We start from the raw sequence: 13,888 nt of genomic DNA, 5'->3' as shown, positions 1-13,888 counted from the left end.
GAACGACCCAAAGCTGCCTGTCATATCAGGCATCAACCCGCCAAAAACAGTTACTCCCTTGCAGTAACACGCCTATCTGTTACAGATATCAAGACTGGCAATTGGCTGTTCGGCCTTTGTGCAGAAGGCCCAGAATTCATCGAATCCTTTACGCAGAACAATCAAATAGCCATGCAGGGTGAAGTTCGACACTGCCTGTGCCCAGTCAACTATGAATGTTCGCTGGCCGATCACGTCGAGGGTAAACATGCGGAGCCTCGATTCTCTCCTTGAGCGTGGCAGCATAGTCCTGAGCACTTCTTTCATCTCGAAACTGCACTCGTCTGGTGCCGAAACATACAGACCAGAAAGCTTCGCTCTGACTGGGCAGATACTCGATCTTCACTGACATGATCATGTCTCCAAGGCGTGATCCAAGGGTTAAAAGTGGATTTCAGCGGTCTTGAGGCCCAGGTCTCGAAGCTCGGCGATCAAGTCATCCAGATGCCCAAAAGATTCGACCTCCTCGTTGTCATCAACCAAGAAATAACTCCTGCCAGCGTCCTTCTTGAAAAACACTATCCACTCCTTGGGGTTCGTCGGGTTTGCGATCACATGGGTGTCGAAGGTCACGCCTTCGGCATGTTTGGTTTGCACAGCTTTACGATTCATGTCTGTCACCACGCTACGCGCGCTCTCAAAATTCTCTATTTGCAGTGCATGCCCGCCCAGCTCCATCTGAGCTTTCACTATAAACATCTCCAGCCGCTCGAAGCAGTGGATCTAGGGCATTTAAATTAACACTGTATGTTAATATTATGCACATGCATCCACTGAGGGGCTAGCCATGATTGCGATAGGTGAGGCATGGAAGGCGGGGTTGTTGGGGCGAGGACACTGGCTTCGCAATATGGTGTCTGGCGTGATCGTCGGGGTCGTGGCGCTCCCTCTGGCAATGGCGTTTGCCATTGCATCTGGCGTCAAACCTGAGCAAGGCATTTACACCGCAATCATCGGTGGTCTGTTGGTTTCACTCTTTGGGGGAAGCCGCTTGCAGATTGCCGGGCCGACAGGTGCGTTCATCGTGATTCTGGCGGGAGTCACGGCCAAACATGGTGTTGACGGTTTGCAAATCGCCACGATGATGGCGGGGGCCATGTTGTTATTGCTGGGGATGGCACGGCTCGGTGCAATCATCAAGTTTATCCCCGACCCGGTGATTGTCGGATTCACCGCGGGCATCGGCGTGATCATCTGGGTCGGGCAGTGGAAAGACTTTTTCGGTTTACCGACGATCAGTGGAGAGCATTTCCATGAAAAGCTCTGGCATCTGCTACAGGCCCTGCCGGATCTTCATATCGCCACAACCCTGCTGGCGGTACTTAGCCTTTTCCTGGTCATCACCGCATCCAAAATTCCCGGACTCAAACGGGTACCTGGCCCGCTAATCGCAATGGCGGTCGCTACAGCGATACAGTCCACCTTTCATTTCGAGGGGGTAGCCACGATTGGCAGTGCATTCGGTGGTATACCTCAAGGCTTGCCAGCGTTGAGCTTGCCTGTAATTACGCCGTCCCGCGTCATCGATTTGATTGGGCCGGCGTTCACTATCGCCATGCTTGGAGCAATCGAATCGCTGCTGTCCGCGATGGTGGCCGATGGCATGGCGGGCACCAAGCACGATTCCAATCAGGAGCTGATCGGTCAGGGGGTGGCCAACCTGGTCACACCATTGTTTGGCGGCTTCGCAGCTACCGGGGCCATTGCCCGTACTGCAACCAATATCCGTAACGGCGGCACGAGCCCGCTGGCCGGCATTACGCACGCGGTCACCTTGGTGCTTATTGTTCTGTTCCTGGCACCTCTAGCCTCAAACATTCCGCTGTGCGCCCTGGCTGCCATTCTTTTCGTGGTCGCCTACAACATGAGCGAGTTGAAGCACTTCAAGCGCATGGTCCAACGAGCCCCACGCGCAGACGTATCCATCCTGCTCATCACTTTCAACCTCACCGTGTTCAGTGACTTGGTGATCGCCGTGAATATCGGCGTCATTCTTGCGATGCTGCACTTCATGCGCCGCATGGCCTCATCTGTGGAAGTGCAACAGGTCGTGGAGCACGAGCTTGAAGAAGAGCTGAGGACCAATGGCCATACTCGCCTACCGCCAGGGCTTTTGATTTATACGATTGAAGGGCCATTGTTTTTTGGTGCGGCTGAGACCTTCGAGCGTGTGATAGCACAGACCCATACTGACCCAAACCTACTGATTATCCGTCTGAAGCGCGTACCGTTTATGGATATCACGGGCTTGCAAGTGTTGGAGGAGGTCATTCAGCAGCTGCACAAGCGGCATATTGTGGTGAAACTCTGCGAAGCGAACACGAAGGTGCTCAACAAGCTCGATAGGGTGGGTATCCTGCAAGAAATTGGCCCCGAGCATTACCACGCCGACTTCAACACTGCGTTGGCTAAAGCGGTCAGTCACGTAGAGGGCACGTCGACCCTCTAGAGGTTACTGCCCGTGTTAGGTTATGACTTGGTGCTGGTGGCATGCTTGCTCTTGGTCGAATAGCTGGCGCCGTGAGCGTCCAGGTAGTCACGAATCAGTTGGCGGACCACCTGCGAAGACGTCAGGTCTTGTGCTGCACAGAGTTCCTCGAAAGCTTTTTTCTTGACGGGATCAATGAGCACAGTGAGGCGCGCAGTCTTGCTTTCCATGGGGTATTCAATCGCTCAAGTCGCTGGATGTTAATCAAATTGTAATTGCCTTGTCCGGTGCTGTCACTGTTGCGGCGGTGGGTTGTTCGGTACCTCGACTTAACACACTAGAAAGCAATTGGCGCCTACAGTGGATGAGGAAGCGGATCTGCGTTGACTCAAGATGGATAACTCCCGCCCGCGAGTAAGAGCGCGGATTTATTCTAAGCTGGCCGCCTGCCTGCAACGGGTCGACTGTGATCAGTTACGAGCGACCGGAAATGGCCGTTTTCCGCCCGCCACGACCGGCTGAAACCGACCCGTTTAGGTCATTGCCACCAATCTCGTCTGCCCTCCGTTTCTCAACCCAAAGCGTCAACTGCATAATTGCAGCCTACAAGGCGAGTTGGTTTTCGTTAAGCGTTGTGAGTTCGCATACTGACTAGCCTGAGCACCTGCAAGTAAGTAGGTGGTTTCGGTACGAGGTCACGCGATTTCGTGGGGTGATAACCATCGATTGTCAGAGGGAGAACGCCCCCTTCCTCAAATTTCTACCCCGCCGGCACATTAGATATGCGTGTCTATACTCACGTTTCTGTGATGGGTATTGGCGATGAATGCAAGGCATGTATTCGACTTTCGCCATAAGCCATTGTGGTCAATGCTCACTATATCAAGCGCGCTGCACCTATGGATGACGGAGCGCCGTCAGGGTGAAGATGGAGCCGTTGCAGTTTTTGAGCCTTGGGATGGGAACACGACATATCCGATATGGGTAGTTACGTGAATCAACTGGAGAGGATCAAATTCATGCAACCGAGAAAACTTATACTGGCGGGATTGGCGTTGAGCAGTCTGGCGGTGGGAGCGAACTTGCCTGCAGTGGCTCAAGCTGCGGACAAGAAACCCAACATTATGTTCATCATGGCGGATGACATCGGCTGGATGCAGCCGAGCATCTATCACCAGGGATTGGCAGTCGGCGAAACACCGAATATTGATCGCATCGCCCAAGAAGGTGCGAAATTCATGACCTACTATGCCGAGCAGAGTTGTACGGCGGGGCGTAACGCTTTCTTTACCGGAATGCATCCGCTGCGTACCGGCATGATTCCACCGCAATTGCCCGGCAGCCCATCCTGGTTGCGACCTGGCACACCTGCACTGTCTAAGTTTTTGTTGGATCTGGGCTATACCACTGGCGAATTTGGTAAGAACCATCTGGGTGACAACTTTGAGGCGCTGCCAACTTCCCACGGCTTCCAGGAGTTCTGGGGCTACCTCTATCACCTCGATGCGATGCAGGGCGTAAGCTTTGTCGACATCAACAAAAACCCGCAAACGCAGGGTATTGCACCGCCTTGCAAGGCCAGTCCGATCAACGGGCTACCGGAAGTTCCCGGAGCCATCAATCCGAGGGACGGTACCTGTCTGACGCCGCCACGTCCGGTTATCTCTTGCATCTCCAGTGACGGTACGCAGAAGAACACCACTTGCAAGGATGAAGGGCCGCTGACGCTGGAGCGCTCGAAGTCGGTGGATGAAGAAATCTCCACCAAAGTCATCGACTTCCTTGACCGTAACGATCCCAAGAAGACCAACAAGCCGTTCTTCGTCTGGTACAACCCGGCACGCATGCACATCACCACGGTATTGCCGCCCAAGTATGACGCCATGGTTGGTGAACCCGGCGGCAAGGACTGGGGCACCAATGAAGCAGGCATGAAGCAACTGGATGACAACATTGGTTATGTCTTGAAGAAACTTCAGGATATGGGCGAGCTGGACAACACCATTGTCGTCTTCACCACTGACAACGGTGCGGAAACCATTACCTTCCCGGATGGCGGCACTACCCCGTTCAAGGGCGGCAAGTTGACCACCTGGGAAGGCGGCATGCGCGCTCCATTGGTCATTCGCTGGCCTGGACAAATTAAGCCGGGCACGGTCCTAACCGACATTTTTGCCTCGCTTGACTGGGTGCCGACCTTGGTCAATATCGCTGGTGGCAAGAAGGGTAACGAACTGAATGAGCAGATCATGGCGGGTAAGTACCCTGGTATCGTCAAGACCAAGCTCGATGGCGTGGATCAGACGGACTACCTGACCGGCAAATCCGACAAGTCGGCACGCGACACCTTTTTCTACTACACCGGCTCACAACCTTCGGCAGTGCGCTACCAGAATTGGAAGATGTATTACACCATGGTGCCGGATACGGCGACGGGCGGGCTGTATGGCGCCACCACGTTTCACTGGACCCAACTGCTCAACGTCAAACGTGACCCCTTTGAAACAACAGTCGGCGCTGACGCCAAATCCATCACGGGCTATGGCGGTGCTTTGGGTTCACCTGGCAACGCCTATATCTACAACTGGAACATGCTGCCAATCGGGCAGTTGCTCTGGGAGAAAGAGTTAATGTCGTACCAGGAATTCCCGCCTATGCAGGAGCCGGAAACCTACAACTTGGACGGTATTCTCAAAGCCATGCAGAAGAGCGGCCATAACGGACACGATTAACTCCGTGGCTGACCAACTGCTATAAATTAACGGGCGCCCCAGACAGGCGCCCGTTTTTTCGGACTAGATGTATTTTCCTTTCCTAATGCCCGCTATTGGCCGATAGCAGTCTGTCGAATCAGCTTGAGCTTAGCTTGAATGAACACGCAGCCACATTAAACAAGCTCTCCAAAGCACCCCCAAGGAGCAGCCATCGGCAGCTCCTTGAGGATCTCCTTCGTCATTCAGATTGTGCCAGGAATAAAAAACTACCCTCAGGCGTGCGGAACTCATCGAAATGAGCCTCGTAGGTGCTTATCGATGACAATCACTCCTCTGAAACCCCTGGGTGCTAAGCAAGACGCGGTGCTTCAACAGGCGGGGTTCCGTCGTGAAACATCGTCTTCAGTTGAGCACGCAGTTCTGGTGAGTCGGTGTGCTTGTGAACACTGACCGCATGCTGCGCGGCGGCCTCGAGCAGTTCGTTTTCAGAGTCTGCGGACAGTGCGATTGAGCAGTGGGAATCGCTCGGAAACTCGCGGCAGTCGATGTATTTCCGCGCCATGAATGTTTTCCTCCCTACGACGAAGGCAGGCGGTGGCCTGCGTGAACGATCGCTCGACGCGTCCCGCATACATCAAACACGACTGCATGCCACATCGAGTGTGCCGATCGTTAAAGTATAGGCCCACCGATGTCAGGGTAGTTGTGCCAGACATAGAAAGCGGTCGCGCGGAAACAGGGAACAGATCACGACGGCTCGGCATTTACCTGAAATCGTGGTCTGTCCCTTTTTATGCTGGTTACGTAGCAACTACTAATGACTTCACATGGCCGATTACCGCCTGTCGCGCAGTCCTGAATTGCGTAGTTTTCTTCCCTTCTTGGTTGAAGAGTGATGAGCAAATTCCATGCATCAGATGGCCAACGCGAATGCAAACGTATGGTCAAGTTGGGTGCAATTTCGCATTTAGTGCGGAAAAGCCTTTTCCGCGCGGAATAGACCTGCTTTTATAGCAGCGTGTGTTGCTGTGAACGCTGCGAGACGCCTTTCAAGAACCCGACCGTTGAGTCGGGTTTTTTTGTGCCCATTTACAAGCCCTGCCATCGAGCAGGGCTTTTTCGTTTTCGGCTCCGCCACACCCAACGCCTCAAGCTGGGAGTGCTGCGGGAGCCGGATCTATTGCACTCCCCGAAAGGGAGGATTCCGGATGACAAACATGCCCGACAAACCAGACACCTGGCTGCTCGTTCTCGCGTGGCTGGGGCAGCATGCGTCGACGATCTATGCCGGAGCATTGTCATTCGTGGTCGGTGCATTGCGCATTATTTATGGTGGCGGCACGCAGCGACAGGCGCTGCTTGAAGCTTCGCTTTGCACGCTGATCACCATTGGCTTGATTCCGCTACTGGAGTACTTCGGCTTACCGCAGAACTTCGCGACGGCTGCTGGTGTGTTCATTGGTTTCCTTGGCGTGAAGAAAATCGCCGATATGGCTGATCGGTTTGCAGACTTCAAGTTTCCTAAGTCGGATTCGGCGCCGTGAAACGCTGCCCTTGGGTGTTGCCTCTTGTGTTCCTGCTGGCCTATGCCGTCACGGGCCACATCCATTGTGCTGAGTCGCCTGCATGCCAGCCACTCGCCGCTCAACCATTCAATATTGAGGTTTCGTTAATGGCCTACACCCAATATGACACTGTCGTCGCCAACACTCCCGAGGAGCTGGCGGACAAGCTGGCACAGGCCATCGCCGATGGTTGGCAGCCTTACGGAAGTCCTGTCTCCATCACTGAAGGCTTTCAAGTGCTTCAGGCGGTGGTGAAAGGGACGAACAATGCAGCCGGCACGCCAGGCGACATCACCTCGGAAAACATCTCGGACGCCTCGGATGTCGGCAAGGCCGTGCTGGTGAGCGTCGACGCCGCCGCTGCTCGTACCGCTATTGGCAGTGGGACTTCGGACTTCTCGGGTAGCTACAACGACCTGAGTGACCAACCAGTCATTCCCGCTGAGGGTGATGCCGCGTTGCTACAAGCGGGCACCGACCTCGTGGCGCATACCTGGTCAGCCAAGACGATTTATGACGAGATTGCCCGCCAGCTTGCAGCAATGCCTTGATAGCCAGTTGGTGTCGTTTTGTGAAAGCTATAGAAAGGGGGACTTATGCAGGTACGGGTGTTGAGCGAAGAATTGGACGTGCTCTGGGTTAAGACAGAGACCGGCGGTGTGACAAACCTGTCGTTCCGCCGGGATGGAACGATTGAAAAGATCATCGACGCGTTGCAGCGTGCGCTTGATCATGCCCGTGCAGAGCTTAGCTGCCCGGTTGATTGCGCCGATGCAGCAGCGCAGAACTCAAAGTCTCTGGAACGGATGCTAGGGCGGGGCAGTGCTTCGGTGTGCAGCGCAGGGCCGGCGGGGACCCTGGCAACTTCCAAGGAACACGGGGCATAAGACTCGCGCAAACGCGTTAGCGGCACCCCGCCAAAGTTAGTTAACTGGTTAACTCGCTTAGTTAACTGGGCTGAAAGCCTTGTGGGCTGTGGCTTACAGGGCGGTTAACTTAGGAGTTAACCTGGTTAACTCGACTATCCCCTGATTCGTCTGTAAGCCACGCGGGCCGTGGCCTGCAGAGCGGTTAACTAAGGCAGTTAACCAAGAGTTAACTAAGCGATTGAAAAAACGGCCATGAATTTGGTTGAAAGCCAAGTAGACCGTGGCGTTGAGGTGGTTAACCTAGGAGTTAACCGACTAATTTACTCGGTTAACTCTCGGTCCCGCCGAGTTAACCGTAAGGTATCGACATGACAACACTCACCAAAGCGGAGTTCGCCACTCGCCAAGGGTGGTCGAAACCCTATGTGTCGAAGTTGGCCAAGGCCGGACGCTTGGTTCTGATGGCGGATGGGATGGTGGATGTCGAGGCCACGGACCGACTCCTGTTCAGCACCGCGGATCCGAGCAAAGCCAATGTGGCGGCACGGCATGAGCGCGAACGGATTCAGCGCAAGCCGGAAGGCAATACCCCGGCACCTGCCATCGAATACGAGCCTTCACCCGCTGTTTCGCACCAGGTGCCATTGCCCGGCGAGGGCATCCCGGACTTTCAGGAGTCCCGCGCCTTCCGCGAGTTTTACGAGTCACGCCTGACCGAGAGCGAGTTTCACAAAAACCGTGGCGCCCATGTCGAGTTGGAGGCGGTGAAAACGGCGGCGTACACCACGGGACGCATGCTGCGGGATCTGTTGCTGGGCATGCCGCCACAGTTAGCGCCCGAGCTGGCCGCCATGAATGACCACTGGCAAATCGAGAAGCACCTCACTGCCGCCTTGCGCCGCGTGCTGGACGATGCTGAACGAATGGCCTCGACGGACCTTATTCATTCTTTGACGACAGCGAGTTAACCCATGGCAGCGGAAATGCCCGACGGTGCAGCGGTGTACCGAGAGGCGTATTTCCGTGGATTGCGGCCAGAGCCGGACGTCTGGATTGATCAATGGGCTGACGAGTTCATGCGCATTCCGCGGGATGCGGGCGCCGCCGAACCTGGGCAGTACCGCACCGCGCGTACACCCTATGCTCGTGAGCCGATGCGTTGCCTGTCACCCGCACATCCGTGCAAGCGCGTGGTGACCATGGTCGCCTCGCAGTTGATGAAAACCCAGATCGCCTTGAACTGGATTGGCGGCCTGATCCACATGGCGCCGTCGAACATTCTCACCCTATTGCCCAGCCTGGGGTTGGCCAAGCGGGTCTCGTCGCGCATCGGCAAGACCATCAAGGCCACCCCGGTGTTGCGCGAACGTGTGGCAGCCAACCGTGCACGCGATGCGCGCAACACCATGGACACCAAGGAGTTCGAGGGCGGCTCGTTGTACATCACCACCGCCGGCTCGGCGGCCAACCTGTCGGAGCTGTCGGCCCGCTACATCTACGGCGATGAGGTGGATCGCTGGGTGGTGGACGTCGGGGAGGAGGGCGACCCGATTGAGCTGGCGGAAACCCGGGGCAGTACCTTTGGCCGGAACGCCAAGTTCTACTTCTCCAGTTCGCCGACAATCCGGGGCGCCTCGCGCATTGCTGATCTCTTCGAGACCAGCGACCAACGTTTTTACTACGTGCCGTGCCCGACTTGCGGGCACATGCAAGTCCTGGAATGGGAGCGCCTGCATTACTCGGCGGATTGTCAGCTGGCGCATTACGAGTGCGCCGGGCCTGACTGTGATGTGTTGATTGAAGAGCATCACAAGGGCGAGATGTTGGCCAAGGGCGAGTGGCGCGCGCATGCCGAGGGCGATGGTGAAACCGTCGGCTTCAACCTCAATGCGTTGTACTCGCCGCCCGGCTGGACCGGTTGGGCCGCGCTGGCCAAGCAGTTCGAGAAGGCCAAAAAGGCCATGTCCCGCGGCGATCTTGAGCCGATGCAGGTGTTCTACAACACCCGTCTGGCCAAGGTCTGGGACAGCGCCCAAGAGCAGACCAAAGCCGATGTGCTGATGGCGCGGGCACGCCTGGAAACCTATGGTCTGGGTTCGATGCCATCCGCCGTGCTGATGCTCACGGCCTCGGTCGACGTTCAAGCCAACCGGCTGGAGTTCATGGTGGTCGGTTGGGGCGCCGGCATGGAGCGCTGGATCATCGACTACCAGGTGATCTGGGGCGATCCCTCCGACGAACGCACCTGGTCGGTACTCGACGACAAACTCAAGGCGCGTTACCCGCATCCGGGTGGCGCGCAGCTGACGATCCGGGCGGCCGGCATCGACTCCGGCGGTAATCACACCGACGAGGTGTACCAATTCTGCCGGCTGCGCCGCTGGCGCAACATCTTCGCCGTCAAGGGCGCGAGCAAGCCAGGTCGTCCGGTGATTGCGCAGCGGCCATCGATGATGGATGTCACCTGGAAAGGCCTGACCGAGCGCAAGGGTGTCGAGCTGTGGTTCATCGGTACCGACACCGCCAAGGACTGGATTTACAACCGCTATCCGGTGGAGGACGGCCCCGGTGCGCTGCACTTTGCCAACGACCTGCCGGATGATTTTTTCGCCCAGTGCGTTGCCGAGCGCAAGGTGACTCGCTACGTCAAAGGCTACAAAAAAATTGAATGGGTCAAGGGCAAGGCGGAGCGCAACGAAGCCCTCGACTTGATGGTGTACAGCCTGGCGATGGCGCATTACCTGGGATTGAATCGCTACAAGGAGCACGACTGGGAGCGGGTAAGAAACGCTCTGTTTCAGGCGGTGCCACCGGGCGAAAAAGTCGTGTCGGCTGAGCGTATCCGCGCTCCCGCGACACCCCGGCAGCCACCGGCTGATCCCGTACCGCCACCGGCCAAACTGGCAGCAGCACCGCTACCGATTGCACGGCCCCCACAGCGTCGAAGCTCCAGCAGCGGCTACCTCAAAAAACGACGCTGAGTGAAAACGCGCAGTTGCACACCACGTTGTCTTTTTACTTTAGAGCGATCCCCATGGCCTTTACCCAACAGCAACTCGATGCGGTCGAGAAGGCAATTGCGCGCGGTGAAAAAATCGTGCGCTACGCCGATCGCAACGTTGAGTACCGCGACATCGACGAACTGCTCAGGGCCCGCGACGAAATTCGCAGCTCGCTGATCGCGGCGGCCGGTCCTCGGTCGCGCATCGTGCGGCTTTATCATGGAGGCAAGGGACTGTAATGGCTCGTCAATTTCCAACATTGGGCCGTAGCGGTTTCCTGATTCCGTCGAATATCAAGGCCAGTTACGAAGGGGCTGCCGAAGGGCGTCGTTCCGCGAGTTGGGATGCACCCGACGCCGGCTTCAACAGCATTGCCATTCCGGCATTGCGCAACCTGCGCTCACGTTCCCGGGCGGCGGTGCGCAACGACCCGTACGCGTTCAACGTCATCGATAAACGGGTCAGCAACCTGATCGGCACCGGCATTACGCCGCGACCGAAAACCCAGGACGATCAACTTCGGCACATGCTGCAGGAACTCTGGGCCGATTGGGCCGAAGAGTCCGACGCCGATGGTCTAACCGACTTCTACGGACAACAGGCCCTGATCGCGCGGACGGTGGAAACGGCCGGCGAATGTTTTGTCCGCTTGCGTCCACGCAGCCTCGACGAAGGCTTGGTGGTGCCGTTGCAGCTACAGGTGCTGGCCCCGGAATTTGTGCCGCACGACAAGTTCGAGTCCGCGCGCAACGGCAATGTTATCCGCGCCGGGATCGAGTTCAGTCCGGACAGTCGTCGAGTCGCGTACTGGATGTACCGTTCCCACCCGGGCGACGCCTCGTCATTGAACAGTGGTTACAACCAACTGGTGCGGGTGCCGGCCAGCCAGGTGCTGCACATCTTTGAACCGGTCGAGCCGGGTCAGTTGCGCGGCTTGCCGCGCTTGTCACCGGTGCTCAAGCGTCTGCGCAGCCTGGACAACTACGACGATGCGGTGCTGTTCCGTCAGGAAGTGGCCAACCTGTTTGCCGGCTTTATCAAAAAGCCGTCACCGGATGACATCCAGACACCGGTGGACCCGGTAACTGGCGCGCCACTGAACCTTGCCTCGGATGGCTTCACGCCCATGGTGGCGTTGGAGCCTGGGACCATGCAGGAGTTGTTGCCGGGGGAGGAGGTCGAGTTTTCCACGCCGCCGGATGCCGGCAACAACTATCCCGACTTCATGCGTCAGCAATTGATGGCGGCAGCGGCCGGCGCCGGGATGCCGTACGAGATCCTCACCGGCGACATGCGCGACGTGAATGACCGCGCACTGCGCGTGGTGCTCACTGAGTTCCGGCGTCGTCTGGAGCAACTGCAGTTTGGGGTGTATGTGCACCAGTTGTGTCGCCCGGTGCGGGCGGCCTGGATGGACATGGCGGTGCTCAGCGGTGCTGTGTTGTTGCCGGGCTATGCCCAGCGCCGTCGTGAATACCTGCGCACGCGCTGGGTGCCACAAGGCTGGGCCTATATCCATCCGGTTCAGGATGTTCAGTCACGCACGATGGAAGTTAACGCCGGCTTTGCCTCGCGCAGCGAGATGGTCCTGCGCACCGGGTATGACGCGGAAACGGTGGACGAAGAAAACGCCGCCGATGCCGAACGGGCTCGGGGCAAAGGTCTTAATTACAGCACGCTCGTCGAACTGCTTCAGGCGTTCGACGACAAGGAGCAAGCATGAGCAAGAACACGCCTCCGCGCATTTACAACAGGGCCGGCCAGCGGGTGCCGGTGCAGGACAAAAGCTGGTACGCCGTGCACGCCAGTGGCGAAGCCACTGAGCGCGTGATTGAAGTCTTTGTCTACGGCGAAATCGGCACCTGGGGCATTACCGCCAGTCAGTTTATGCAGGATCTGCGCGCCGTGGATGACGGTGTGTCACCGATCATCGCGGCGTTCAACAGCATCGGCGGCGACCTGTTCGACGGGCTGGCCATGCACAACACGTTGTCGCGGCTGGGCGAGCGGTGCACGGCCCGGATCGATGCGTTGGCCGCGAGCGCGGCCAGTGTCGCGGTGTGCGGTGCCCACAAGGTGGTGATCGCGTCGAACGCCATGCTGATGATCCACAACCCATGGACCTATGCGGCAGGCGATGCCGACAGCTTTCGTAAAGTGGCCGATGTCCTCGATCAAACCATGGAGGCAATCATCGCGGCCTACAAGGCCAAGGCACCCACCATCGATGAGGCAGAGCTGCGAGATATGGTGGCCGCCGAAACCTGGTTGACCGCCAATGAAGCGGTGGCTCTGGGCTTGGCCGATGAGGTCGGCGATGGCGTTGCGGTTAAGGCCTGCCTCGGGCAGGGCACGGTGCTCCAGCGTTACCAGCACGCACCGGCCGAACTGCTGGCCCAACTTGATGAGGCGCCCGAGCCGGCTCCGGAGTTGGAGCCGCACGTTCCACCCGCGCCCGTGGTCGACTCGGCCACGCTGGCGTTGATGATCACTCAGCGTTGTGCCGAGTCGGGGATCAGTAACCTGGTCGCGCCGCTGCTCAGCTCGACCAAGCTTGAAAGCGAAGAGATCGTCCAGGCGGGTCTGAACCGGGCCAAGGCGGTGCATGACCTGTGTGTCGCGGCACGGTTACCTGAGTTCAGCGCCGAATATGTCGCGGCTGGGCTAGATGCCCCCGCCGTGCGGGCGAGGCTGTTCGACAAAATCATCAGCAGCGGCAACGGTTTTGAAATTGACAACAGCGTGCCCCTCGACGATGACCCTGCACCGAAGGTGCAGGCGAAACAACCAAATCCTTCTTCGATCTGGGCCGCCCGTTCGGCCGCCCATACGGGGCAATCCAACAGTGCAAAAGGAGCACGAGCATGACCGTAAAGTACGAAACGCTGCACGCTGGCGAGTTTCTGCTCTCCGAAGGGGCCGGAAAGATCTCTCGTGAATCCATTCTGGTGGCCGCAGGTGCCGCACTGAATGCGGGCCAGGTGCTGGGACTGGTCACGGCGACCAATGAGTTTGCCCCGTACGATCCCGCCGCCACCGACGGCACTGAAGTGGCGGCCTGCATCCTCTACGGGCCACTGGGTGAATCGACCGAGGAGCGTCGGGCCAGTGCAGTGGTGCGGCTGGCTGAGGTCAGCGAGGTGCACCTGACCGGTTTCGATGCTGACGCTGAAGCCGCCTTGGCAGCTCAATTCGTAATTGCCCGCTAAGTCATTCCCCTTCATCCCAACCCCGCCCTGTGCGGGGTTTTGCTTTTCTGGAGAGTCCCTTC

15 protein-coding genes are annotated in these 13,888 nt (G+C 57.6%); 11 read left to right on the top strand and 4 right to left on the bottom strand.

The window, feature by feature from the left end:
* Positions 1 to 72: 72 nt before the first annotated feature.
* Together ACWGZX_RS00170 and ACWGZX_RS00165 are read right to left on the bottom strand one after the other, a co-directional pair.
* Positions 73 to 249 (bottom strand): hypothetical protein, encoded by a 177-nt coding sequence (locus tag ACWGZX_RS00170; protein WP_452626803.1) that lies wholly within the window; start codon positions 247 to 249, stop codon positions 73 to 75.
* Between the two features lie 171 nt (positions 250 to 420).
* Entirely contained in the window at positions 421 to 651 is a 231-nt protein-coding gene (locus tag ACWGZX_RS00165; protein ID WP_452629095.1) for a hypothetical protein, read from the bottom strand.
* Positions 652 to 826: 175 nt separating this feature from the next.
* Here ACWGZX_RS00165 and ACWGZX_RS00160 point away from each other — a divergent pair, with 175 nt between their 5' ends.
* A complete protein-coding gene (locus ACWGZX_RS00160; RefSeq protein ID WP_452626802.1) occupies positions 827 to 2,488 on the top strand; it encodes a SulP family inorganic anion transporter in 1,662 nt (553 codons plus the stop codon).
* Between the two features lie 20 nt (positions 2,489 to 2,508).
* Here the strand turns inward: ACWGZX_RS00160 and ACWGZX_RS00155 are convergent, their stop codons facing one another.
* Positions 2,509 to 2,697: a ribbon-helix-helix protein, CopG family gene (locus tag ACWGZX_RS00155; RefSeq protein WP_436277128.1), complete on the bottom strand. Its 189-nt coding sequence runs from the start codon at positions 2,695 to 2,697 to the stop codon at positions 2,509 to 2,511.
* Positions 2,698 to 3,486: 789 nt separating this feature from the next.
* Here ACWGZX_RS00155 and ACWGZX_RS00150 point away from each other — a divergent pair.
* Positions 3,487 to 5,199 carry an arylsulfatase gene (locus ACWGZX_RS00150; protein WP_452626801.1) on the top strand — a complete coding sequence of 571 codons (1,713 nt, stop codon included), beginning with the start codon at positions 3,487 to 3,489 and terminating at the stop codon, positions 5,197 to 5,199.
* 331 nt (positions 5,200 to 5,530) lie between these two features.
* On the opposite strand, the gene ACWGZX_RS00145 is transcribed toward ACWGZX_RS00150, so the two are convergent.
* Complete coding sequence (locus ACWGZX_RS00145; RefSeq protein WP_452626800.1) at positions 5,531 to 5,743, bottom strand: DUF1059 domain-containing protein; 213 nt, start codon at positions 5,741 to 5,743, stop codon at positions 5,531 to 5,533.
* Between the two features lie 646 nt (positions 5,744 to 6,389).
* Between ACWGZX_RS00145 and ACWGZX_RS00140 the strand changes: the two genes are divergently transcribed.
* From ACWGZX_RS00140 to ACWGZX_RS00100, 9 genes are all read left to right on the top strand, one after another.
* Positions 6,390 to 6,725: a phage holin, lambda family gene (locus ACWGZX_RS00140; protein WP_452626799.1), complete on the top strand. Its 336-nt coding sequence runs from the start codon at positions 6,390 to 6,392 to the stop codon at positions 6,723 to 6,725.
* On the top strand, positions 6,722 to 7,297 hold the full coding sequence (locus ACWGZX_RS00135; protein ID WP_452626798.1) for a DUF1737 domain-containing protein: 576 nt from the start codon (positions 6,722 to 6,724) through the stop codon (positions 7,295 to 7,297). The genes ACWGZX_RS00140 and ACWGZX_RS00135 overlap by 4 nt, the downstream gene beginning before the upstream one ends.
* A 60-nt stretch (positions 7,298 to 7,357) precedes the next feature.
* The gene (locus tag ACWGZX_RS00130) at positions 7,358 to 7,633 is read left to right on the top strand and encodes a hypothetical protein (RefSeq protein ID WP_452626797.1); all 276 of its coding nucleotides are present in this window, start codon (positions 7,358 to 7,360) and stop codon (positions 7,631 to 7,633) included.
* Positions 7,634 to 7,983: 350 nt separating this feature from the next.
* On the top strand, positions 7,984 to 8,583 hold the full coding sequence (locus tag ACWGZX_RS00125) for a terminase small subunit (protein ID WP_452626796.1): 600 nt from the start codon (positions 7,984 to 7,986) through the stop codon (positions 8,581 to 8,583).
* A gap of 3 nt (positions 8,584 to 8,586) precedes the next feature.
* Positions 8,587 to 10,596: a phage terminase large subunit family protein gene (locus tag ACWGZX_RS00120; RefSeq protein WP_452626795.1), complete on the top strand. Its 2,010-nt coding sequence runs from the start codon at positions 8,587 to 8,589 to the stop codon at positions 10,594 to 10,596.
* Positions 10,597 to 10,649: 53 nt separating this feature from the next.
* Positions 10,650 to 10,856: a phage head-tail joining protein gene (locus tag ACWGZX_RS00115; protein WP_027923826.1), complete on the top strand. Its 207-nt coding sequence runs from the start codon at positions 10,650 to 10,652 to the stop codon at positions 10,854 to 10,856.
* Entirely contained in the window at positions 10,856 to 12,340 is a 1,485-nt protein-coding gene (locus ACWGZX_RS00110; RefSeq protein ID WP_452626794.1) for a phage portal protein, read from the top strand. Before ACWGZX_RS00115 ends, ACWGZX_RS00110 begins: the two co-directional genes overlap by 1 nt.
* Entirely contained in the window at positions 12,337 to 13,485 is a 1,149-nt protein-coding gene (locus ACWGZX_RS00105; RefSeq protein ID WP_452626793.1) for a head maturation protease, ClpP-related, read from the top strand. The genes ACWGZX_RS00110 and ACWGZX_RS00105 overlap by 4 nt, the downstream gene beginning before the upstream one ends.
* Entirely contained in the window at positions 13,482 to 13,826 is a 345-nt protein-coding gene (locus ACWGZX_RS00100; RefSeq protein ID WP_452626792.1) for a head decoration protein, read from the top strand. Before ACWGZX_RS00105 ends, ACWGZX_RS00100 begins: the two co-directional genes overlap by 4 nt.
* Positions 13,827 to 13,888: the final 62 nt, after the last annotated feature.

The organism is Pseudomonas sp. CLCA07 (genome assembly GCF_053615335.1).
This window is presented reverse-complemented; position numbering and strand designations above follow the sequence as displayed.